Source organism: Microbulbifer maximicatervae (SeqCode) (assembly GCF_052468155.1).
On sequence record NZ_CP174335.1, the window covers coordinates 4899130 to 4920348 of the forward strand.

At 48.4% G+C, this 21219-nt stretch carries 18 protein-coding genes; 9 read left to right on the forward strand and 9 right to left on the reverse strand.

Annotated elements, in window-relative coordinates; all coding sequences use genetic code 11:
- Nucleotides 1-438: 438 nt before the first annotated feature.
- From ACJJIY_RS21090 to ACJJIY_RS21105, 4 genes are all read right to left on the reverse strand, one after another.
- Nucleotides 439-1221, reverse strand: a complete 783-nt coding sequence (locus ACJJIY_RS21090; RefSeq protein ID WP_445358758.1) for a sulfite exporter TauE/SafE family protein — start codon at nucleotides 1219-1221, stop codon at nucleotides 439-441.
- An 82-nt stretch (nucleotides 1222-1303) separates the two neighbouring features.
- Nucleotides 1304-1816 (reverse strand): flavin reductase family protein, encoded by a 513-nt coding sequence (locus tag ACJJIY_RS21095; RefSeq protein WP_445358759.1) that lies wholly within the window; start codon nucleotides 1814-1816, stop codon nucleotides 1304-1306.
- Between the two features lie 25 nt (nucleotides 1817-1841).
- A complete protein-coding gene (locus tag ACJJIY_RS21100) occupies nucleotides 1842-2870 on the reverse strand; it encodes a methionine synthase (protein ID WP_445358760.1) in 1029 nt (342 codons plus the stop codon).
- A 28-nt stretch (nucleotides 2871-2898) separates the two neighbouring features.
- On the reverse strand, nucleotides 2899-3876 hold the full coding sequence (locus tag ACJJIY_RS21105) for a DUF1852 domain-containing protein (RefSeq protein WP_444896507.1): 978 nt from the start codon (nucleotides 3874-3876) through the stop codon (nucleotides 2899-2901).
- 152 nt (nucleotides 3877-4028) lie between these two features.
- Here ACJJIY_RS21105 and ACJJIY_RS21110 point away from each other — a divergent pair, with 152 nt between their 5' ends.
- Nucleotides 4029-4931, forward strand: coding sequence for a LysR family transcriptional regulator (locus ACJJIY_RS21110; RefSeq protein ID WP_445358761.1), 903 nt, complete (start codon nucleotides 4029-4031; stop codon nucleotides 4929-4931).
- Between the two features lie 179 nt (nucleotides 4932-5110).
- Here the strand turns inward: ACJJIY_RS21110 and ACJJIY_RS21115 are convergent, their stop codons facing one another.
- Nucleotides 5111-5869, reverse strand: a complete 759-nt coding sequence (locus tag ACJJIY_RS21115) for a substrate-binding periplasmic protein (protein ID WP_413662859.1) — start codon at nucleotides 5867-5869, stop codon at nucleotides 5111-5113.
- A gap of 184 nt (nucleotides 5870-6053) precedes the next feature.
- On the opposite strand from ACJJIY_RS21115, the gene ACJJIY_RS21120 reads away from it, so the two are divergent.
- From ACJJIY_RS21120 to ACJJIY_RS21155, 8 genes are all read left to right on the forward strand, one after another.
- On the forward strand, nucleotides 6054-6476 hold the full coding sequence (locus tag ACJJIY_RS21120) for a nuclear transport factor 2 family protein (RefSeq protein WP_413662860.1): 423 nt from the start codon (nucleotides 6054-6056) through the stop codon (nucleotides 6474-6476).
- Nucleotides 6473-7321, forward strand: coding sequence for a M90 family metallopeptidase (locus ACJJIY_RS21125; RefSeq protein WP_413662861.1), 849 nt, complete (start codon nucleotides 6473-6475; stop codon nucleotides 7319-7321). The genes ACJJIY_RS21120 and ACJJIY_RS21125 overlap by 4 nt, the downstream gene beginning before the upstream one ends.
- A 126-nt stretch (nucleotides 7322-7447) precedes the next feature.
- The gene (locus ACJJIY_RS21130) at nucleotides 7448-8152 is read left to right on the forward strand and encodes a thiaminase II/PqqC family protein (protein WP_444896503.1); all 705 of its coding nucleotides are present in this window, start codon (nucleotides 7448-7450) and stop codon (nucleotides 8150-8152) included.
- A 141-nt stretch (nucleotides 8153-8293) separates the two neighbouring features.
- A complete protein-coding gene (locus ACJJIY_RS21135) occupies nucleotides 8294-8779 on the forward strand; it encodes a DUF6892 domain-containing protein (RefSeq protein WP_444936387.1) in 486 nt (161 codons plus the stop codon).
- Nucleotides 8780-9039: 260 nt separating this feature from the next.
- On the forward strand, nucleotides 9040-9369 hold the full coding sequence (locus tag ACJJIY_RS21140) for a YceK/YidQ family lipoprotein (RefSeq protein WP_282933728.1): 330 nt from the start codon (nucleotides 9040-9042) through the stop codon (nucleotides 9367-9369).
- Nucleotides 9370-9901: 532 nt separating this feature from the next.
- Nucleotides 9902-10981 (forward strand): acetyltransferase domain-containing protein, encoded by a 1080-nt coding sequence (locus ACJJIY_RS21145; protein ID WP_444958363.1) that lies wholly within the window; start codon nucleotides 9902-9904, stop codon nucleotides 10979-10981.
- Between the two features lie 88 nt (nucleotides 10982-11069).
- Nucleotides 11070-11543: a hypothetical protein gene (locus ACJJIY_RS21150; RefSeq protein ID WP_445358762.1), complete on the forward strand. Its 474-nt coding sequence runs from the start codon at nucleotides 11070-11072 to the stop codon at nucleotides 11541-11543.
- 178 nt (nucleotides 11544-11721) lie between these two features.
- Nucleotides 11722-12483 carry a hypothetical protein gene (locus ACJJIY_RS21155; RefSeq protein ID WP_444917855.1) on the forward strand — a complete coding sequence of 254 codons (762 nt, stop codon included), beginning with the start codon at nucleotides 11722-11724 and terminating at the stop codon, nucleotides 12481-12483.
- A gap of 40 nt (nucleotides 12484-12523) precedes the next feature.
- Here the strand turns inward: ACJJIY_RS21155 and ACJJIY_RS21160 are convergent, their stop codons facing one another.
- From ACJJIY_RS21160 to ACJJIY_RS21175, 4 genes are all read right to left on the reverse strand, one after another.
- Entirely contained in the window at nucleotides 12524-16531 is a 4008-nt protein-coding gene (locus ACJJIY_RS21160) for a translocation/assembly module TamB domain-containing protein (RefSeq protein WP_445358763.1), read from the reverse strand.
- Nucleotides 16531-18330: an autotransporter assembly complex protein TamA gene (locus ACJJIY_RS21165; protein ID WP_444907607.1), complete on the reverse strand. Its 1800-nt coding sequence runs from the start codon at nucleotides 18328-18330 to the stop codon at nucleotides 16531-16533. The genes ACJJIY_RS21160 and ACJJIY_RS21165 overlap by 1 nt, the downstream gene beginning before the upstream one ends.
- Before the next feature lie 150 nt (nucleotides 18331-18480).
- A complete protein-coding gene (locus ACJJIY_RS21170) occupies nucleotides 18481-18855 on the reverse strand; it encodes a hypothetical protein (protein WP_108734070.1) in 375 nt (124 codons plus the stop codon).
- A gap of 368 nt (nucleotides 18856-19223) precedes the next feature.
- Nucleotides 19224-21203, reverse strand: coding sequence for an acetoacetate--CoA ligase (locus tag ACJJIY_RS21175; RefSeq protein ID WP_445358764.1), 1980 nt, complete (start codon nucleotides 21201-21203; stop codon nucleotides 19224-19226).
- Nucleotides 21204-21219: the final 16 nt, after the last annotated feature.

Below are 21219 nucleotides of genomic sequence, written 5' to 3' on the forward strand. Positions count from 1 at the left end.
AAAGGGCTTACGTCTCACGACGTAAGCCCTTTTTTGTTGTAAAACTGCTAGTGCCAAACCGCTCTTTGCACAATTCATTCTTCGCGGCCTCGCCCTACCCCAGCAACCCCCATTCACTTAAAGCAATCACAAACAGCTTGAATGACCCGACAGGGTTAGGAAGAACCTCTTTCATTCGTTCCATACAGCGGATAGATATGCGCACATCAGTCAGCGGGAGCAATTGCACCAACTGTGCAACCCCCAGATACGTCAATCCATTTTCATCTCGCTAGGGTCCTGTGCTCGACTAGAGATTTCGACACACAAAAGAAAGTAAGGAGTTAATACTCCTAACTTGGGCCCGATCGCATTTGGAAGAGGGTTGAAGCCCCCCTCCACTTTTGCAGCTGCGCCTACACCGAGATAACAATCGATAGACTGCAATTCACTGATGCCTCAAAGTAGAAAACTCCCACCCACGCAGAGCAACAGCAAGGCAAACAAGCGCTTAAGCAATCGCGGAGATAACTTGTGAGCCAGGCGCGCTCCAAAACGGGCGAAGAACATGCTGGTGATGGCGATGCCGACCATGGCTGGCAGGTAGATAAAACCAAAACTCCACTGGGGCAGTTCAGGTTGCTGCCAACCAATAACCATAAAACTAAGAGCGCCAACGGCAGCAATCGGCAAACCACAGGCTGAGGAAGTTGCCACTGCCTGCTGCATCGGCACGCTGCGCCAGGTTAGAAAGGGTACCGTCAGTGTGCCGCCGCCGATGCCAAAGATGGCTGAGGCCCAGCCTGTTACCCCGCCGGCCGCTGTCAGCCCCAACTTGCCAGGAACAGCGCGGCTGGCCTTGGGCTTGAGTTCCAGTCCCATTTGAATGGCAATGGTGATAGCAAATACACCAATGATCTTTTGCAGTACCGGCCCCTGGATAGCTGCCGCTGTGAAGGAGCCGAGACTTGCACCGAGAAGAATACCCAGGCTCATCCAGGCAAAAGTCGGCCATAGCACCGCGCCTTTGCGCTGATGCTCCAGAACCGAGTTAATCGAAGTAAAGACAATAGTCGCTAGCGAAGTGCCCACTGCCAAATGGGTCAATACATGCGGATCGATACCCTGGGCAGTAAAACTGAACACCAGCACAGGTACGATAATGATGCCACCACCAACGCCAAACAAACCGGCCAGCACCCCAGCCACAGCCCCTAGCAGCAGGTAGAGTAGAAATTCCATAAATTCCTCGAATTAATTCATGCGGGTTTCTTCTGGAAGCAGGCGATGGAGCTGCAAGTCCGCAACCCGTTGCTCAAATGTATTACCCGACTGGGGACATTGCAGTAAGGTTGCGATATTGGCCTTTGAAATACAGAAGTGGCTGCCTGGCAGCAGCTTTTTGTAGGTTTAACGCCTTCACCTCACCAATCACAATCAGGTGATCTCCGGCGGCGTGTTCAGCATGAATTTCGCAGTCAAGCCAATGCAGGCTGCCGGCGATAATGGGGTTCCCCAGCGGCGATTCCTGCCATTCAACCTCGCTCCATTTATCTGCGCCTTGACGAGCAAATTGGTTGGAAATCTTGACCTGATCATCCGACAGGATATTGACTGAAAATCGACCTGCCTGGCGAATTTTGGGGTAGCTGTACGAACTCGACATAACGCTGAATGACACTAATGGCGGGTTCGTCGATACGCTATAAAACGACTGGCAAGTGAAGCCTATCGGCTCACCCTCACAGTGCGATGCGATCACGGTAATACCGGAAGCGTAATGCCCTAGTGCTTCGCGAAAGCGCAATGGTTCTATGGCTGAACTGGAAAGTGACATGGGAGCACCTAATTATTGTAGACAGCTAAACCGAGAGCTCTCTTCGGACAATTTCTGCACCTGCACTTAAGGCATTGAGCTTACCGTTCGCAATTTGACGGGACAGCGGCGCCATACCACAGTTCGTACAGGGAAAGAGATCCTTAGCATCCACATACTTGAGTGCTTTTCGCAAGGTATCGGCGACTTCCTCCGGGGTTTCAATCGTGTTGCTTGCCACATCAATAGCGCCCACCATCACTTTTTTACCACGAATAAGCTCAAGGAGGTCCATTGGAACATGGGAGTTGTGGCATTCGAGCGAAATTAGATCGATATTGGATTTTTGCAGTTTTGGAAATGCTTCTTCATATTGCCTCCACTCTGAACCCAGAGTTTTCTTCCAGTCTGTATTGGCTTTGATACCATAGCCATAGCAAATATGTACGGCAGTTTGGCATTTCAGCCCCTCAATGGCTTTTTCTAAAGTGGCAATCCCCCAGTCATTTACCTCATCAAAAAACACATTAAATGCAGGCTCATCAAATTGAATAATATCAACACCAGCAGCCTCTAGCTCACGTGCTTCCTGATTGAGGATTTTGGCAAATTCCCAAGCGAGCTTTTCGCGGCTTTTGTAGTGGCTATCGTAGAGAGTATCAATCATTGTCATGGGGCCAGGTAATGCCCACTTGATAGCTTGACTGGTTTGCTTGCGTAAAAACTTGGCATCTCGAACAAATACTGGTTGTTGCCTAGATACTTCGCCAACAACTGTCGGTACGCTCGCTTCATAGCGATTGCGGATTTTAACGGTTTCCCGCTTCTCGAAGTCAACGCCGTTGAGGTGCTCAATAAATGTAGTCACAAAATGTTGGCGGGTCTGCTCCCCGTCACTAACAATATCGATACCGGCTTGTTGTTGCTCTTGTAATGTCAGGCGCAAGGCATCCTGCTTACCCTCTTGTAATTGATCGCCCTGTAATTTCCAGGGAGACCAAAGTTTTTCGGATTCTGCGAGCCAGGATGGTTTAGGCAAGCTTCCAGCGCTTGAAGTTGGCAATAGGCGATTCATGAAAAATAATCTTATCTATATTTGTTAATTAAAGCGCGTAATTAGCGGCCCACTGATCAAGGATACTTCTGTATGGCTTGATAAATTGCTCTTCAGTAAACTTCCCTTGCTTTATAGCCAGCTGGCTACGCTCTTCCCGGTCATAAACTATTTTAGTCAGTGAATAATCCTGGTGCTTCAAGCTGGGCTGATAGCAGGTCCCCGCTACAGAATTTGCATTGTATATTTCAGGCCGATATATTTTTTGGAAGGTCTCCATCGTGCTGATAGTGCCGATAAGCTCAAGATTCGTATAATCACCAAGCAAATCACCTTGGAAGTAAAAAGCCAAAGGGGCAACACTATCCGGCGGCATAAAATAGCGAACCTGCAAACCCATTTTCTCGAAATACTCATCAGTTAAAGAGTATTCGTCCTGCCGATACTCAACACCGAGTACGGGGTGCTGATTTTCAGTTCGATGATAAGTCTTACTGCTCGATACACTCAGACAAATAACAGGGGGCTTGCTGAAGTTATCCTTGTAGGCACTTGAATTCAGGAACGATTGAAAAATTTTCCCGTGAAGATCACCATAACCTTCAGGAAGGCTAAACTTGTCTTGCTTCTTGTTATGCTCCAACAACAACACGCTGAAATCATAATCCCGCACATATGAAGAAAAGTTGTTTCCTACTATGCCCTCAATCCGTTGATTGTTTTTATGATCAACAATATTCGTCTTCAATACTTCAATGGTAGGAAAGGCTTCTCCGTTGCCTTCAATATCAATATCAACGGAAATAATATCCAGCTCTACAGAGTAACGATCTGCACTAGGGTTGTCCCAATGCGCCAAGGCATTGAAACGACGATCAATCATTCTCAAGGTGTTGAGCAAGTTATCCCGACGGCTCTCCCCTCTCGCCAAGTTCGCAAAATTGGTGGTGATCCGCGTGCTATCCGCTGGACGATAGTTTTCATCAAAGCGTAAATTCTTGATGCTGAATGCAAACTCTTTATTCATTGCGGCCTGGTATCCTGATTCCTAAGACAAAAACTGAGTTCGTGGCTTGGTGATTGACATTGCCAGGCAGGATAAGGCTCTTTATAAATGAACAAAAATGGTATATTTTCAACTATCCATTAATTTTTTTCATGGATTGCTCAGGTACAGCTATGCTAGAGCGCACGCACTTAACAATAATCCAGGCCGTAGACCATCACGGTTCGCTAACCGCAGCGGCCAAGCACCTCTGCCTAACCCAGTCTGCGCTGAGCCACACTGTGCGCAAGCTGGAACAGAACCTCGGGGCCCCTATCTGGTTGCGTGAGGGCCGCAGCTTGCGCTTGACCCAGACCGGTGAGTATCTACTTGGATTGGCCAATCGAGTCCTGCCACAACTGGAACACGCTGAGAGCAAGCTAAAGCAAATGGCTCAAGGTGAGCGCGGTACCCTGCGTATCGGTATGGAATGCCATCCCTGCTATCAGTGGTTACTGAAAGTAGTGTCGCCATTTCTGGAAGATTGGCCGGACGTGGATGTGGATGTTAAGCAGAAATTTCAGTTTGGGGGCCTCGGCGCTTTACTGGGTTACGAGATCGACCTGCTAGTTACCCCTGACCCTTTCTATAAAGCCGGACTGCGCTTCGATCCCGTATTTGACTACGAGCAGGTGCTGGTAGTCCCTCGAGATCACCCGATGGCAAAGCGAAAGTACCTGACAGCAGAAGACCTACGGGATCAGGTGTTGTTAACTTACCCCGTGCCGCCGGACCGCCTGGATATCTATACCCAGTTTCTCAACCCTGCGGGCGTAGTGCCACTGCGCCACAAGACCAGTGAAACTACCGATATCATGCTACAGATGGTGGCCAGCGGCCGCGGGGTCGCAGCCCTGCCTCGCTGGCTTGCAGAGGAGTACTCTACCAAGCTGGCACTATCGGTGGTGCGCCTCGGGCGACAGGGTATTGCCAAACAGATTTTCTTAGGAACTCGTGAAGACGACAGCGAAGTTGAATACCTGAGCGCTTTTATCAAACTGGCCAGAGGTTATGAGCACTCAGAAACTGGAAACTAAGACCGATAAGATTTATCGGTAGCCCCGCAAGAATTCATTAAGCAGCAAGTTTCTATTTGCCGACAACGAACTAGATGCAGTAGGTCCGAACCCGTCCCACTACACCAAACAAGAAAGGCCTAAATCACAAGATCTAGGCCCCTTCTTTCTCGATTAATTGTTCCGCAGTTTCAGGCTATCTACTTACAAATATCCTGCTTCTGCACCACATCGTATTTCTGCAATAGGGCTTTGTAGCGGCCACTGCTGCACAGCTCTGCCAGCCCGCGATTAAAGTCATCCCGCACTTTTTCATCGCGGAAACCGACTCGAAAGTCTGTCATCATTGGAAATATCTGGAATAGGTCAACCTGAGCCATGGTATGACCCATTTTATTGCTGTAGTACTTAAATAGCTCCATATCCACCACGGCGACCGCATCTGGCATTTTCCAGAATTGGGCAACCAAGTCACGAGCTGTTGGCGCCTGCATAACATTCTGTTTCTGGGTGCCATTGGGCCCAAACATTTTTTCAAATTCGGGCCCAAGATCCATAGGAGCTCCCTGCCAAGTGATCACTTTCTTGCCCGCGAGATCTGCAACACTGCCAATCTTCATTTCTGCGCTGGCTTTAGCAATGGCGTAGTTGGCAAAGCTGATCATATTGTTCGAGTAAAATAGGCCATCATTCTTCTTGAGTACATTCACCGCTGCCTGAACCATACCCTGCTCAAGTGCCGGGGCCGTCTCCGCAAACCCCATCTGTACGAACTCCAACTTATAGCCAGGGAGAGCTTGCCGAACGATATCTATTTCCAAACCACTGGTCGCACCGTCAATCACATAGGGTGGTGCATCCCCGGCGATCGCCACTTTTAACGGAGTTTCACCGGACTGGGCCAGCACCTGGGTACAGACTCCAAACATCAAGACAAGAAGGGCCAATAGCGAACGCATAAGCTTCTCCACAGTGACAGGAAAATCACCCAGACGCTCTAAGTGTTGGCAGACATCCCCCATTTATCAAGCTTCGCTTCCGCATAACTCTATCCATCCGAAACCTTGAATTCGGCAGTAAACTCCCCATTCTAAAACCAGGCAAATAGTAATTTGTCGCAACTTGGGCATACCGGGTAAAACAGTGATACATGAGATTGCCGATATTCTGATTGAGAATGAAACAAAGCTGCATCAATTCGAGATACGCAAAGACCCTGAAGTCATTAGCAAGCTGCTAAGCCCTAATTTTATAGAGGTAGGGAAATCCGGGCGGACCTTTGATTTCAAGGCAATAGTGCGATCAATGCAACAGGAGGAAAATACGGGCTGGGAAATTCACAGCCAAAACTATGAATGCATTCCTCTCTCTGACACAGTCATTATGCTGTTGTATAAATCTGCACGGCGAGGCCAGCAAGGGGAGTACAAGGGGTTTTGTAAGCGATCATCTATTTGGGTTAGAAGTAAAGGGCAGTGGCAAATGAAATTTCACCAGGGGACTCCCTGCCAAGAATTTAAGCTGGAAGATAATATCTCACGCAAACAACCGGCGTTTAAGCTGTGAGTGCTTTTATCGCAATTATCCTGCTAGCCCTGGCGATATGGCTGGTTCCCCACTTCTACCGACAGTGGCGCATTTTTTACCTCCGCTCACAACCCTTAACACGGGAACAGCTACAACTCATTAGAGAAAATCTTCCTCTCTATCACTACCTTAACTCCAATCAACAGCAAGAGTTATGCAGTAATATCGCCCTATTTCTCCACGGCAAAGAGTTTGTCGGTTGCGAGGGGCTTCAGGTCAATGAACGCATGAAGGTGGCCATCGCTGCCCATGCGTGCCTGCTCCTATTGGGCCGCAAGAATGAATGCTACCCCAACCTTTACAGCCTGTTGCTCTACCCGGACACCTATGTCGCTCACGAAACCCGTCGGGAAGGCTATATAGAAACAGCCAGGCACAGTGCCCGTGAAGGGGAGGCACATTATCGTGGACCCGTAGTCCTCTCCTGGGGAGACCTGGAGAAAGATTTACAATCGCCTGAACGGGGCCACAATGTCGCCCTGCACGAGTTCGCCCATAAAGTCGATGAAGAGGATGGTTACTTTGATGGCCGCCCTCTATTTGAAAGCAGTGATGAAGGGGCCACCTGGGCTGAGGTTATGAGCCGGGAATTCCACCGCTTGAGACAAAGAGCTGAATTCGGTGAGTTTCCTGGTGATACACCCTCTGTGCTCGATTTATACGGCGCCCAGTCTCCCGCTGAGTTCTTTGCTGTAGCAACAGAAAGTTTCTATACGATCCCAACGGCTATGCACGCCTTACACCCAGAGCTCTATAAGGAGTTAAGCCATTTCTATCGAATTGATCCCGCCGAACTAATACGCGGAAAAAGTACCGTGGCCTGACAAATACGCTACCAGTCCGGTTTCTGTCCTCCTGCTATGCTTATTTCGTGCACCAGCGGAGTTGGAATAGTGGCCAATACGCATTGTTTAAGATTCGCTCTTGTAGGACTGGTTGTTCTTTTGGCCATGACTCAACCGGCCACAGCAGATATCGCCACAAACCAACAGGATGCAAAGGCTCTGATAGAGCGCCTTGAAAAACTGTATCTCAAGGGCCCTACTCCTGTCTTTGTTCTACAGCTGGAAAAAAATACTCTACCGGACGCTAAGTTACAGGCTTTTGCAATGGAGCAACGCCTTATTAACTTATCGGACTTGAGAAGTAATGCACTATCTCTGCATCGTTTTGGTGGCTTACCGGGACATAGTACGAGAGCATTTTTTACTCGAATTACGACAGCAGAAATTCAAGCTAATACCCTGTTACCTAACCTGATTCAAGCATTGGGTATCTCACCCGAGCAGATCGCCCAATACCAACCACTCGCAGGTGCCCAAGCCTATCCAGCCTATACTACCTGGCTAGCCAACTACGCTACACCCGCCGAAATTGCCGCTGCCCTGTTAATCAACTTTCAGAGTTTTGGCAAAAATGCTGAGCGCGTTGCAAAAGCTCTCAAACAAAATAAACGCTTTACCAATGAACAGCTCAGTTTCTTAATGACTTTTAGCCAACTTCCAGAAGGGTTTAGGGAACAGGCTATCGATATAATTGCAAGAGGACTAGCTTCAGGTGTTCGAGAAAATGATATTGCCATTCGCGTGCGGTTAATCCAAGCCTATGAACGGGAGTTTTGGCGGGCATTTGAAACAAGCAACATTCGCAATTAGTACGATAGCTCAAATTCTCTAACTTATCGGCATTACTTAACCGCCAAAGATATACTTAAAATTCTTGATTGACCTAGTAAAAACTACTTTTATTCTCTCAAGCCGAAAGAACTTCCCCTATTACGAAATATATTGTAGACAATGAAAAAAATGGATCTCACAATACTTATATGGAAAGTAAAGGTAGACTTAAAAATGAGTGAATATGCGGAATTCAAGGATGAAAACTTCAGGTTATTAGTCCTGGATAAGTTAATGTACCATTATAAGGTAATACAGCCTGAATTCGATATTTTTCAGTTTGCCGATAGTTACACCAAAAGAAATATAGATATAGAAGAAGAAGGGTACGAGCCTATCCCCGAAGCTCTCGACCACTTCCGGTCCATTCAAATTAAGAAAGAATGGCTAAAGGATATAACTGACCTTCATCAGGATGGGGGTGGCCATATCTGGTTACAAATCATTCCCTTCTGGTGTGGAACTACTGACGACTTTGATATCCATTCCACCGAAGACACAAACCTCCTACCAAACCTGAAAAAGCTCATACTTTTCTACAATGAAGAAAATCCAGAAATTTTAGAAGATTTCAAAAGAAAAGGCATAGAGGCCAAATGGGTATAACTCTAAAAAATTACTATCAGGCAAAAAATATTTAAATTCTAACCAATATCGTATATCAGCCTGCCCATTACTTGAAACTAATGTTCTGAGTTTGAGATACCGCCAAGCAGCGACAAAGTAAACCTCAGATGTGAAAATTTTGACTTTCCTCACTTCCAATTGAATACAGATATTACTTATAGTACACGCAAAATCTGGAACTAATTTAGAAAACACTACTCTATAGTCCCGCAAAAGATCACATCAGCAAGGATTAGTTTGTGAAACGTATTATTTCTTTAGTATCAGCCTCTCTAGTTTGTGTATCATGTGCCACAGTGAAGACAGTTAACCCTAAGAATAATCAGGTAGATATCACTCATAGAGGCCACAAAAGCTATTGCGAAAGTATTCCAAGAGTTTATAGCGGAACCTCTTACTCCTTTTGCTTGCTAAATAGCGAACCCAGTCAGACTGTAAATACTGGATCAACTATCAACCGTGTTCCACTGGTAGCTATAGATGCTGTTTTTTCTGTAGCCGCTGATACCGTTGTTTTGCCGTATACCGTAGTGACTCAGGCGAAGCATGGTAATATCAAAGTAAACTGATAAGCCCCACCTGTAGCTTAATAATTTTAAAGTAGTTACTAATAAGCCCAACTGATTAATCTCTCTTTTAACCACAGAAAAATATATTTAATGGTAACAGGCCGCGATCACTGATTTTGCCTTACTTTCAAATCCATGATCCGGCCTCTAGCTGCCCCTAGGCTAAAAGCAAAAACAAAGCAATTTAAATAATATTGATTATTAGATGGGCAAAATTTATTGGGCTTGCCAGAACCAAAATACCTGTACTATCGTCCCTCCATCTTCCTATCACATAACTAAAAAGCAATTTGTTGCCTGAAGAATAGATGTACAATATGAAAAGCAGACAGCTCCCACCTGCCCCTAAACAACAATAAGCAAAGACCGAGAGACATCATTTATAGCTTCCTTTAACTGTCTTATTTCTAGATTCCAACCTCAAGGTAAAAAGAACCCTTAGAGAGAAAACGCTATAGAACTCACTAACTTTGGAGATAACAAATTGCGATATCCAGCAATAGACATCACTAGAGGTATATTAGTAATTATTATGGCCCTCGATCATACTCGAGATTATTGGACTTCAACCCAGTTTGACCCATTGGACCTATCCCAATCCTCCATCGCTTTGTTTTTAACTCGTTGGATCACGCATATATGTGCCCCTGGATTTATATTTCTTACAGGATTGAGTGCCTACTTTCACGGTAAAAAACTTAACTCCAAGCCGGAGTTGGCAAAATTCTTAATACTTCGAGGGTTAGTACTAGTTATCCTCGAACTAACCTTGGTAAACCTCTCTTGGCAGTTTGCTTATAATTACGCTTTTGTACAGGTAATCTGGGCCCTGGGCGTATCCATGATCATACTGGCGGGCTTAATCTATTTGCCAATGATATGGACCACCATCGTTTGCCTGGCCGTAATATCCTTGCATGGATACCTGAATGATGACTTCATGCGCCAGCTATTAGGTGGCTATGAATGGCTTTGGATTCTTGCACATGTACGCACTAGTTTTAGACTTTTCGAATTCAACACCGGGATTTTTGCTGCTTACAATATTATTCCCCTCTTTGCTCTTATGTACCTTGGTTATGTATTTGGGCCTCTTTACGAGATGGCAAACAAGCAACGAGTGCGTCTACTAATAACAACAGCAACTGCGCTATCGATTATATTTATTGCGGTTAGACTAATAGGCTTTGGCGATCCCAATGATTGGAATTCACAGCAGGGGCTTCTGGGCTTTATCAACACCGCCAAATACCCAATGTCGTTCAGCTATATCCTTATGACAATGAGTATAGTTTTCTTGATCATGGCTATCGTTGAAAATCGGCAAAACCGAATACTGGATGTATTGCTCCTCTTTGGGCAGGCCTCATTGTTCTTCTATTTACTCCATGTCCCAGTGATCAATCTATCCGCACATCTATGGAGCTACTTAGAGTTTGGAGTAGCAACCAACTTCTTCAACGGCTCCAAAGTATGGCCTGAGGGCTACACACCTAATTTACTGAGAACCTATGCCTACTGGATTGCTCTGATTGCGATACTTTACTATCCCTGCAAGAAATATCTTCAAAAGAAAAAAGAAAGTGGATCGGTGATATACTCCTACGTATAACTCTCAGCACAACTTTATTTCGCATATTAAAAATTCTGTTCTGGGGTGAGCAAAGCCCCAGAGTTGCCTCCCAATCAGGACGATATAGATGTTGCAAAAAATAGACCATTGGATTGATCAAACACTGATAGACTTCAAAGAAGAGAGACAATCTTGCGCGAGGTTCACAGAGAAGTTTTCAGGGTATTATACGGAAGAATTTCTTAGCAAAAGCTACTTTGTAGTGGTTGATAATATTCCAAAACCGAGGTTTCCCGAGCTCTACCAGGCTGATCTGGGTGGCTTTGTCGACATGGAAGTAGCCGGTATCACTTACAAAGATACCTACTTTGTCAAAACACCTTTTGCTGTGGACATTTCCCTCCATTTCCATGAGTTAGTCCATGTCCACCAATGGTCTCTCTTGGGAGCAGAGTCATTTATCAAACGTTATATCAGTGAAATTCAGACCTACGGCTACAACGGTGCACCTCTGGAAAAAATGGCCTACAGCCTGCAAGATAGATTTATGGACAATTGCACTCCAACAGATGTTTTAAGTTACGTTCAGAATCATTTGTAAGCACTCAATGATCATTGGATTTCATCTATAAAAAGGTTACCTTCTAGATAAGTGAAAGTGACCTTTGTGCTACCAGCCAAAATTGATCTTATTGACAGGCTAAACATTTCTACTAAAGCCTGATCATCAAGACACAAACTATAATTTATTGAGTTTTATAGTTTGCAAGCTCCACACCATGCTACAAGCAACCCGACTCTTCCTGATCTTTGCTGCCCTATCCTCCTTAAATCTGGCATCAGCAACAACATGTAAGCCCATATTCAATCATCAAGATGACAAAGTGGCCAAGAACAATCGCTGCACTAAAATCAGCTTTCAACCAAGCAATACGGAAGGATCTGCTGTTATTATTATGGATGGCGATACCAAAGGCTCCTGCGCTTATACATCTGCGGTTAAGTGCGGGAATACCGAGATTAGAATGAAAGATATTTCTGCAATTGACTTTAAGGTTGACGTGCCTCCAGGTAAGTGTGGTGCTAAAGAGTGGATTGCCGTTTATATGTTTCCCTGGTGTGAACAACCCGGTGGATGTTGGGCCGGGGGGCAGCGGGAAGTCGATTTTGTAGAAACAATAGGCTCCAATGGTCCGGGAGGTTTCGCTTCCAATTGGGGAGGGCTTCCCAAACAGGCGGCGTGGACAAGCCAAACAGGTCCCCTACAGGTGAAGAGTGGTGCCCAACAGCATATAACTTTTACATCCCGGAAAATCATTTCGGGTGAAGCTAGTGGAACCTATCAATGGGATATAAGAGTGTGTGGAGCATCTGCGTCTAAGTGCGATGATTCAAATCAGCTTTGGCATGCCTACCGGGAAAAGGGGCCTGCAATTTTTGATGAATCCATGATGATCGTGATTGACAACTGGGGCGTCAACAATCCACCCCAGCCAGGTTGCACGTTAAAAATAACGGATATGCTGATCAGCAAATATTAGCGATGCTTCTTACAACGATAGGGGGTTAGTGGCGAAAACCCTAATAATCTTTTTTCCACTGTAACTCTACACTACCGGAACCGCTGTCACCGTCATCGGCACTTTTAAACTCCAGGTTGAGGTTATCCCTAAGTTCTATTTGCATCTCTGCCTGCCATGGACTGAGAGGATCGGTACTTCTCTGTAATTCCACATAAATTCGATTGGTAATATATTTGCCCAAGCTTAATGCGTACTCATCACCTTCATCTCCCTCCTCCTGCTCAATATTGAGTGTATCCAGGTGCAACAGCTCGCGTGTCTTGGCGATAGGGTCCAATACCGCTCGACCCGACTGCAAACTGCGTACGACACTAACCAAACGAACAGCTTGTAAAGGTGAAATATCTGATAATGACTTCCCAAAAAGCAACTGCGCCAGAATTTCATCCTGAGAGGCCGAGGGGTCAGAGGTAAATGTAATATCCAAGTCCGCAGCAGTGCCTGATATCTGCGCGGTTATTTCTCCATCGCTATATTCATAGATACCTTCAACCAGGATAGCGACCTCATTATTCTCGAAGCGAATTTCGCCATCTTCTAGATCAAATTTCTTACCGAATAAATCAAAGCTGCCGCGAACAATTGTTAATTCGCCGGAGGCTTTTGGCTTATCTGCGGTGCCTCGAATATCCACCACGCCGCGCAATTGAGAATTTAAGCCAAGTCCGCGCACATAGGATTGTTGGTCCAAAACAATCTCTACATCCAATCCAATTTTGCTAAACAGGGGAGAAGATCGCTGCACTTGTGGGCCATCGACCTGAACTTCCACCACCTGGATTTCTGGAACACTGCTGCCGATCCATTGCTCAATCTGTACAGCCAGCGGCTTCAAAGTGAATCGCCCGGTAATTTCTGCATCCTGGGTTGAGCCCGACAAACGGGCATCGCCGGATATTGCACCGCGTACTCCCGGTGAGTTCAGCAAGTGGGCCCGACTGAGGCTTAATACGATGTCAAAACGGGGCGAGCTATCCGGAGGTAAAAAGACCGCCCCTCCCAGGTTTATCCGCCCACCATCACCATCGGTAGCGCTTCCTCGTACAATCCGCCACTCCTCAGGAGACAGCTGTGCGTAGAAGTTAATATCCGCAATGCGAGTATGGCTCGGTCGGTGCTCATAGCGGCCATTACTCAATTCGATATCACCGGTTAATAGAGGACGCTGCCAATTCCCGGTACCGTCAACGTTGAAACTGAGCAAGCCGCGCATACGGTGGACACGGGGATCAATATATTCGGCAATCACTGACAAATCGGCCGTACCGCGCCCCTGCAATTGAAAGGGCACATTTCGCAGGCCACCAGTTTGATTATTCTCAGCAAATAGTTGCTCGAAGATCGGTGCAATCAATACACTTACTTGGCTATTTACTGCGTTGCTACCGCCGTGTTGGGCAATCAGGGATGCATCCAGCTCTCCATTCTCTGTCTGCCAATCCAATACTATCGAAAGCGGTTGAACCTGGATTCCGCGCTGCCCTCGCCCCAGGGCTTCTCCGGTAGCTCGCAACTCCCCTTGGAATTCAGGCTGCTTGGGGCTTCCACCAATACTGGCATAAAGGCTGACATCACCATTACCCGCCCTACCGCTAGAAAAACTATTCGCCAGATCCGATAGATCACCCTGGCCGCGCAACTCTAAATCCAGTCGCTCTGCATTCAAGCTACCCAGTATCGATAATTGGTTGCGACCCGCCCATAGCAGCTCGATACCATCAGTTACCAGGCTCCTGTCTGCATAGTCCAAAGTACCCTGTACATGCCAGGGCTCCAGATGAAATTCTCCCTGGGCGATCAGGTTGGCTTTAATCTGCGGGTTTGAAATAGCCCCATCAACCCTGCCATCCAAGCTCAACTCCCCTTCAAGGGAGTTAGGGAGAGAGAGACCGACAATATCTACCAGGAACAGCGGTAGATTGCGCGCGCCCATATCAATTTGTAATCGGTCTTGCCTAGGTTCGATAGAACCATCGGCCTGCAGCAATGCCACCCCCACCCGACCCAGCTGCTGGGCATCTTCAGCGAGGGCTGTCAGGCGGCTTTGGCTCTGTAGGGGCTCCGGCTCCCCTTTATCAAAACCTGAGGCAATCACGGGGGACTGAGGGCCTCTGCTTGAGGATGAACCAAACTGGTTGCCATTGCCGTTGGTAAATAACTCCAATCGCAGGTCACTGACCTCTATCAGGTCCATATCGCCACTGGCTTCCCCTTTTAAGTTAAAGGGGTAATCCTGCGCGACGCCATTGGAATCCAGTAAAATACTTACCTGGGGATTACTCCACTCCCCCTGGACCGTTACTTCGGAAGATCCCCCTAGGCTTACCCCCTCTGCCTCGGTAACTCCAAGGTCATCGCGCAAACTGATATTTTTGCCGTCGATCTGCCCGTGTAAATCCAGCTGCTTCTGTTCAATATCAAGCTGACCGATCACTTCCAGATTTAGCTTCTCACCGGTAAACACCAATTCATCAATGGTCAGCGCGTGCAGGTTTCCACTTATCGCCGCCGACAACTCACCCTGTAAGTCGTGGTAAACACTCACTGCACTCAGGGACAAATTGAGGTTTGGGTTTTTCCATGAGCCGATGGCCTCCACACGCAACTGGTGCAAGGTGCCGGATAAAGCAGTGGGGATATCTACCCTATCAGCCCGGGGTAGCGAAGCTGCAAGCCGGCGAATTTCTTCAACTCCCAACTCATCAATCTCTCCCACCAAATCCAGTGCTTTCAAATTCATATCTACACTACCGAGCACTTCGATCCGTGCACCGGCAAAGTCTAAAGACAAGGCTTGCAAGTCAATCACACCTGCCTGGGTATCGACCCGGCCTTCCAATTGCAGGGGCTGCTGCCGATAGCTGCTTTCCACTTGTAAGCTGCCATTAATATTCGGCTGTTGCAGGGAGCCCTGCACTGAAAAATCTGCGCTGAGCCAACCACTGTCCAGGATATCCTGCCAAGGGCGGGAAAGCGTTAGCGGGATTTGATTGAGATTAACTGCCCCATTGACACCGTCCGCGCTGATACTGCCTTTAATCGTACTGCGCCGCTCATCCACTCGCAGCCAAATCCCCGTTGAAGATAAGCGCCAGGGGTTAATATCGGCTTCGATACTCCCTGTCAGATCCAGCTGATGTTCTGCTAGAGGAGCTGCGATCGAATTAATATCCAGCAGCAGTTTTTCACCCTGCTTACGCAGGGATAATTCGCCGCGAGCATCCAATACCTGATTTTCCGGCAGATGCAGCTGTCGGCTGACAAACCCCTGGCCCACCTCACTGGTAGAGAAATCGATTACAAAGCGCTCGCCCTGCATCCGGCCATTTACAGTGAGATTAAACTCGGAACCATTCAGCTCACTCACTTCGATAAATAGCTGCGCCGGTTTATCCTGCCAGCGGTATTGGGCGTTAGCCTGAATAGCAACAGGGGGAATCCCCGTCAACCGGCTGTCCACCAATTGCAGACGAGCTATATCCAGCTGCGCCAAGCGAAACCCGGGAACTAGCAACTCCCAAGTAGTCGATGGCTGATCCTCACTGACAACTTCAACCTCCTCTTCGCCAGAATCCGCTAGCGCAGAGAGAAGTTCATTGAGGATATTCAGGTTGAGCAGTAAATCTTTGGCCCCGACTCGCTCGATATCGATGGGATCTCGGGACAAGCTGTTGAGGTTGACTTCCAGGTCCTGGGCTTCGGCAAGCGTATTAGCTCGATAGTCAATTCTCAGTCGCTCGAAAAACCAAAATCCTAATTTTTCACTGCGAATTCCCTCTGCCTCAATTTCGAGGTCGTCCACCAATTGCTCGGCAGCGTAAAAAGCCCCACGAGTAAGGCCGACGCGCCCCGGTTCCGTGCTGAGGAAATAGATAGCGGACATCAGGAGGAACAGACAAATGCCTGTTACCAGGGAACCCCCAGCACCCAGAGAGCGCCAGAGCCCACGCAGGAAAGCACCCACCCAGTGGGCAGCGCCCAGCGCAAACAGGCCCAACCAGCGCATCAGAATGCCTGCCCCAAGCTCACATACACTTGGTAGCGATCATCGATGCCCTCACGGCGATCGAGGGGAAAGGCGATGTCCATGCGGATGGGGGCAAAGGAGGTGATATAGCGCACGCCAAAACCCGTTCCCCAAAACAGGTCGGAAAACTTGGGCGCTGCGTCCTCATAGGCATTGCCGCCATCGAGAAAAATCACACCTCCCCAGGTATCCGTAAAACGAAAACGGCCCTCAAAAGAAATCTCGCTGAGTCCCCGACCACCGATAGCATCGGAGAGGGTTTCCTCACCCTCATCATTAATCTCAATAAGTCGCGGACCCAACTCCTGGTAACCATAACCCCGCACGGAGCCACCACCACCGGCATAAAAGCGCTCATCCGCAGGCAGCTCAAGATTCGACTCCCCTGTAATTGCCCCGGCTTTCAACCTTATTGCCAAGGTGGGCTTATAACGCCAGTCATCGGCTGTTTTATACGCAGTGAGCTGTAGGGTATTTTTTACAAAGGTGGTATTGGTATTTCTAAGATCGATATAGGGTTTTACTTCCAGCGCAGAAGTGGCGCCACGACGGGCATCCAGGGGTTTGTCTGTCGTGTTTAATTTAAAGCCCAGGGGGAAAGCTAACAGTGTGTAGTTTTCATCGGGATCATCTGCTTCAACTGCCCCTTCCACCTTCTCGTCCACTTCACTGAATTTCAGCTCGGCGCCCCCACTCAGCGTGCGATGCTTACTGATTTTTCTCGATACTAGTGCACTGAATGTCAGGGACTCTGAACGGTAGGAATCAACATCCTCTCCTTCCAAAGCAATACTGGCGGTCAAGCGTTGCTTGTCATGGAAGAAACGGGGAATAGTGAGCTTGCCTTCCAGGGTTTGCTTTACCTCGTTCAGCTTACTTTCGACTTCAATTTTTTCCCCACGATGGAAAACATTGCGATGTTCCCAGGCTGCTGAAATACCGGCTCCCTCATCGGAGGTGTACCCCACCCCCAAGGTTATGGTGCGGTGATTGCGCTCCTGAATAACAAAAGTAACATCCACCAACCCATCGTAGGGTTCAGAAACTTCAGTATTTACATTGGCAATTAAGTTGGTGCGCAGCAGACGCAACTGCGCAGCATCCAGTTTACTGCGGCTGAAGCAATCCCCGGATTTAATCTTGACCTTATCCAACAGGTAGTCCTCTTCGATAGAGGTGACTCCTTCAATGCGGACTTGGCCAACATGGACTTCGGGACTGGGGGCCACCCGATATTCCAGTCTCGCAGCAGCTTCCCGGTGAATCACCGTTGCCTGGTAGCTGACATCCACATTCAACAGACAGGCATTTTCATTGAGGTACTTGGTAATTTTTTCTACGCCCTCAAGTACCTTGCTGGCAATCAGGGGATCTCCAACATGGATAGGCAAACCACTAAAGCCTGCCCGCAAACCGGCCGGCATAATAATATCCAGGCTCTTGATATGGTACTGGGGGCCGGGAGTGACACTATAGAAAATTTGGTTGCCAGAAACAGACTCATACACAGTGGCATCATAATATCCCTGCGCACGCAGTAATTTTTCCAGGTTACCCCGCTCATAGTGCGCAATATCTGCCGGATCTTCGTAGTTTTCCAGCGCACTACTGTTCTTGCGCAACTCGTTGAGTTCGGAGGTCAATTTTTCCTGCAGCTGGGGATCGCCCTGCACCAGCAGGGTAAAACCCGGCAAGCGATCAAAAAATGGGATGGCTGCTGCCAGCTGCATTGGCAGCGCTAGAAGGGCAACAAGTAGGGAGACAAAGAGAATTCGCAAGATCTTTATCCAATGTCAGTAGCGGCTACTCCGCAAAAAATCCGGGTATCCGTTCCCTCCGTAGGCTGGAATATCCAGCTGATGACAACAGCTGGGATAATTAAATCGACTTATTGAGCAGCCAATAAGCCGATTCGGCGTTTGGGACTTCTATGGCTGTGTGCCTTGGCTGGGCATTAAGGGATTACAATCCTGGATAATCACCCGCCCTTCCAGAATATTTCCTTTGGAATACTCCGTGAAAATACACTGGTTAGTTTTGGGGTTATAATTCTCGATCCACAAATTATCTTCCTTCCAGGTGGCGCCGATATGGCGGTACCCATCGGGCACAGAGATACGCATGACCCCGCCAAAGCGCTTCACGAAAACCTGCTCATAGTGAAAGTAGTAGGCAAGCCAGCCGCCAACAAAGAAAACCGCAGCCACGATTGCGCCGATCTTAAGGCTGCCCAGGCGACTGCCGATAAAAAGAGAAGCAATAACCAGGGCAATCACCGCTGCCCAGTACAAATAAGTAACCATGACTGTTTTTCTACCGTGAATTATTGGTGTTTATAAAGTGAAGGGTAGCGCAGAACCGCAGCAAACTAAATGGCGCCGGGTTACGCTCCCTTACTCCTAAGGAGCCTCTGAATAACTCCGTAATGCCTCTGCGGGCCTTGAAGGTTGCAGATGTTAGGCGCAGCTCGCCGCGAATGGCCGTAGCCCTTTGCAAGAGCTGCAACGCAGCAGCGGTGGCCTTCAAGGCCCGCCCTTCGGGGCATGCAGAGCGATCCACACTCCGCGTTGCGACCTCTTGAAAGGTCTAGACATTCCTGCGAAGCCGCGCCTTGATTGTGAACCGCTCTGCATGCCAGAGGTATCACGGAGTTGTTCAGAGGCTCCCTAACTTACTCCTCTGCCAACTCCGGCAGCTTTTCAAATAGCGATAAGGCTTCAGGGTTGGCCAGGGCCTCTTTATTTTTAACCGGTTTACCCTCCACCACATTGCGCACAGCCAGTTCCACAATCTTACCGCTGATAGTTTTAGGAATATCCGCCACCTGGATCACCTTCGCCGGTACATGGCGAGGCGTGGTATTGGCGCGAATCGTGGAGCGGATTTTCTGGGTCAGATCCTCGTCCAGTACAACACCCTCTCGCAAAACCACAAACAGCACTACCCGTACATCGTCGTGCCAGGGCTGGCCGATACAGATACTATCTAGCACCTCCTCGACTTTCTCCACCTGGCGGTAAATCTCTGCGGTTCCGATACGCACACCGCCGGGATTAAGTACTGCATCGGAGCGGCCATAGATCACAACACCACCGTGTGCCGTAATCTCGGCATAGTCCCCATGCGCCCAAACACCAGGCCAATTTTCAAAATAAGCACCGCGGTACTTGGCTCCATCTGGATCGTTCCAGAAGCCAATCGGCATACAGGGGAAGGATTTAGAGCAAACCAGCTCCCCTTTCTCTTCAACCACTGCACTGCCTGTATCATTCCAGACTTCCACCGCCATACCCAAGCCGCGACACTGCAATTCACCGGCATAGACCGGTAAAGTTGGGTTGCCAAGGGCAAAGCAAGACACAATATCGGTGCCACCGGAAATAGAGGATAAGCAGAGATCTGCTTTTATATCTCTGTAGACATAGCGGAAGCCTTCGTGGGCCAGCGGAGAGCCTGTGGAGAGCACCGCACGCAATTTCTCCAGTTTGTGGGTCTCCCGGGGTTTGCAGCCACTCTTCTCCAGCGCAGCAATATATTTGGCACTGGTGCCAAACACACTGATTCCCTCTTCATCGGTCATATCCCATAGACTTTGGGATGAGGGGTAGAAAGGTGAGCCATCAAACAGCACCAGAGTCGCCCCACAAGCCAGGCCACTCACCAGCCAGTTCCACATCATCCAGCCACAGGTGGTGAAGTAGAAAAGTGCATCCTCACGGCGCAGATCGCCATGCAAGCGATGCTCCTTCAGGTGTTGCAGCAAAGTGCCCCCCACTCCGTGGACGATGCACTTGGGTACACCAGTAGTACCTGAGGAGTACATGATGTACAGGGGGTGATTAAATTCGGTTTGTACAAAGGAGAGTTCGCGAGCGGGCGCCGCTGCTTCAAAAGCTTGCAGTAGTACCGCCTTACCCAGCGGCTCAGCCGCTAGTACCTGAGCAGTTTCCTCTTCTGAGCGCGCAACCGGCACCACTACCAAAGTTTCTATGGATTCGATTCGCTGCATGATCTCGCGCAGACGCGGCAGTGAATCAATAACCTTGCCGTTATAGAAGTATCCTTCACAGGCAAATAGCACTTTCGGCTGCACCTGGCCAAAGCGGTCAAATACTCCATTGATACCAAAGTCTGGTGAGCAGGAGGTCCAGATAGCCCCGAGGCTGGTGGTGGCCAACATGGCCACTACGGTATCGATCACATTGGGCATAAAGCCCGCTACCCGATCTCCCTCAACAACGCCCTGGGCAACGAGGGCCGCTGACAGGCGCTCCACCCGATCGTACAGCTCCTTGTAGCTCAGCTCGCGGCGGCTACCGTTCTCCAGGCGCTCGACCAGGGCAGCCTTGTCATCGCGATAACGCAGCAGGTTCTCAGCAAAGTTCAGGCGTGCCTGTGGAAACCACTGCGCACCGGGCATGGAATCGTTACTGAGTGTCTCATCACCCTTATCTGTAGCAATAACTCCGGTGTAATCCCACAACTCCCGCCAGAAAGCTTCGCGATTATCTACTGACCACTGGTATAAAGCCGCATAATCATTGAGATCCAGCTGGTATTGCTGGTTGACCCTGCGACGAAATTCATCCATCTGGGTGGCGGCAATAGCCTCTGCGCTGGGTTGCCAGAGCGGTTGGGAGTTGTCCTTCATTTCAACAGACCTTGTG

Bases quoted from the DNA above. Each gene is read 5' to 3' on its own strand.
- ACJJIY_RS21090 (WP_445358758.1), bottom strand. From the start codon at position 1,221: ATGGAATTTCTACTCTACCTGCTGCTAGGGGCTGTGGCTGGGGTGCTG.
- ACJJIY_RS21095 (WP_445358759.1), bottom strand. From the start codon at position 1,816: ATGTCACTTTCCAGTTCAGCCATAGAACCATTGCGCTTTCGCGAAGCA.
- ACJJIY_RS21100 (WP_445358760.1), bottom strand. From the start codon at position 2,870: ATGAATCGCCTATTGCCAACTTCAAGCGCTGGAAGCTTGCCTAAACCA.
- ACJJIY_RS21105 (WP_444896507.1), bottom strand. From the start codon at position 3,876: ATGAATAAAGAGTTTGCATTCAGCATCAAGAATTTACGCTTTGATGAA.
- ACJJIY_RS21110 (WP_445358761.1), top strand. From the start codon at position 4,029: ATGCTAGAGCGCACGCACTTAACAATAATCCAGGCCGTAGACCATCAC.
- ACJJIY_RS21115 (WP_413662859.1), bottom strand. From the start codon at position 5,869: ATGCGTTCGCTATTGGCCCTTCTTGTCTTGATGTTTGGAGTCTGTACC.
- ACJJIY_RS21130 (WP_444896503.1), top strand. From the start codon at position 7,448: ATGACTCAACCGGCCACAGCAGATATCGCCACAAACCAACAGGATGCA.
- ACJJIY_RS21135 (WP_444936387.1), top strand. From the start codon at position 8,294: ATGAAAAAAATGGATCTCACAATACTTATATGGAAAGTAAAGGTAGAC.
- ACJJIY_RS21145 (WP_444958363.1), top strand. From the start codon at position 9,902: ATGGCCCTCGATCATACTCGAGATTATTGGACTTCAACCCAGTTTGAC.
- ACJJIY_RS21150 (WP_445358762.1), top strand. From the start codon at position 11,070: ATGTTGCAAAAAATAGACCATTGGATTGATCAAACACTGATAGACTTC.
- ACJJIY_RS21155 (WP_444917855.1), top strand. From the start codon at position 11,722: ATGCTACAAGCAACCCGACTCTTCCTGATCTTTGCTGCCCTATCCTCC.
- ACJJIY_RS21160 (WP_445358763.1), bottom strand. From the start codon at position 16,531: ATGCGCTGGTTGGGCCTGTTTGCGCTGGGCGCTGCCCACTGGGTGGGT.
- ACJJIY_RS21170 (WP_108734070.1), bottom strand. From the start codon at position 18,855: ATGGTTACTTATTTGTACTGGGCAGCGGTGATTGCCCTGGTTATTGCT.
- ACJJIY_RS21175 (WP_445358764.1), bottom strand. From the start codon at position 21,203: ATGAAGGACAACTCCCAACCGCTCTGGCAACCCAGCGCAGAGGCTATT.